This window comes from [Clostridium] symbiosum ATCC 14940, assembly GCF_000466485.1.
Classification (GTDB): Bacteria; Bacillota; Clostridia; order Lachnospirales; family Lachnospiraceae; genus Otoolea; species Otoolea symbiosa.
On sequence record NZ_KE992792.1, the window covers coordinates 1 to 1,103 of the forward strand.

General features: G+C 48.0%; 1 protein-coding gene. It reads left to right on the plus strand.

Annotated elements, in window-relative coordinates:
* Positions 1-135: 135 nt before the first annotated feature.
* A partial coding sequence (locus CLOSYM_RS00525) for an IS110 family transposase (protein WP_049943427.1) occupies positions 136-1,103 on the plus strand: 968 nt, incomplete at its 3' end.

The window sequence follows — 1,103 nt, forward strand, 5'->3', positions numbered from 1 at the left end:
CCCCAGCCGGTAGCCCCAGCAAAAAAGGCTGACTGGGTGCATGCTCATTGCGCGAGGTTTCGGTCACCGTATGCAGCACAGGATAAACCTTTTGCTTCAGGCTTCACAAATCCACATCGGAATGGAGGTGATATCATGTTAAAGATCAACTATATGTCCACCTTGTTTGTAGGTATTGATGTAAGCTCAAAGACCAATGCTGTCTATGCTATGGACTTCGAGGAAAACAAATACATCTCATCATCGTTTGGCAACAATCAGCCGGGGGCCGATCAGCTTGTAACTATGATTGCCGAGTGTATGCACAAGCATAAAAACCTGGATACGGTTCTTATCGTGCTGGAATCTACTTCTGTATACAGCGTACATATTTCAAGCTTCCTATCGACCAGCGAGGTCCTCATGCCCTACAAGCCTTACGTCTTCTGTGTAAACCCAAAGGCCACTTCCAATTACCGTAAGTCCTATATCGGAATGGAAAAGACCGATCCCACAGATGCATATCTCATCGCAGACTTTGGCAGGGTAGGCCGAACGAAAAAACTGGAGCCATGGCGCGGCGGGCAGTTCATAGCCCTTAAACGCCTTACAAGGCACCGTATGCACCTTTCTGAGTGCATCACCAGGGAGAAAACTTATATGGTCTCTAATCTTTATCTGAAGTTCAGTGAGCTTCAGCTCCTTGAAGGTGATGACAAGCCCTTTGGCAGTCTCTATGGTGCCGCGTCCTCCGCTGTCCTGACGGAATTTTTGTCTCCACAGGAGATTATCGATATGCCGGAAGAGGATCTGCTTACCTTCCTTGCACAGAAGAGCAGGAACCGCATCTCTGACCTGTCAAAAACTTCGGAACTTCTGCGCAAGGCAGCCAGGGATTCCTACCGGTTAGGCAAGTGCATGTACGAACCACTGAACATATCACTGGCAAGCTCGTTTAACTGCATCCATGCCTATCAGAAAGAAATCAAGCTGATAGAACAGGCGATTGAGAAATGCATCAACGGAATGAACCCTAACGCCCTGATCATCCTTCAATCCATACCTGGAATCGGTCCGGTATGGGCATCTGGGATCCTATCAGAAATAGGCGATATCACAGCGTT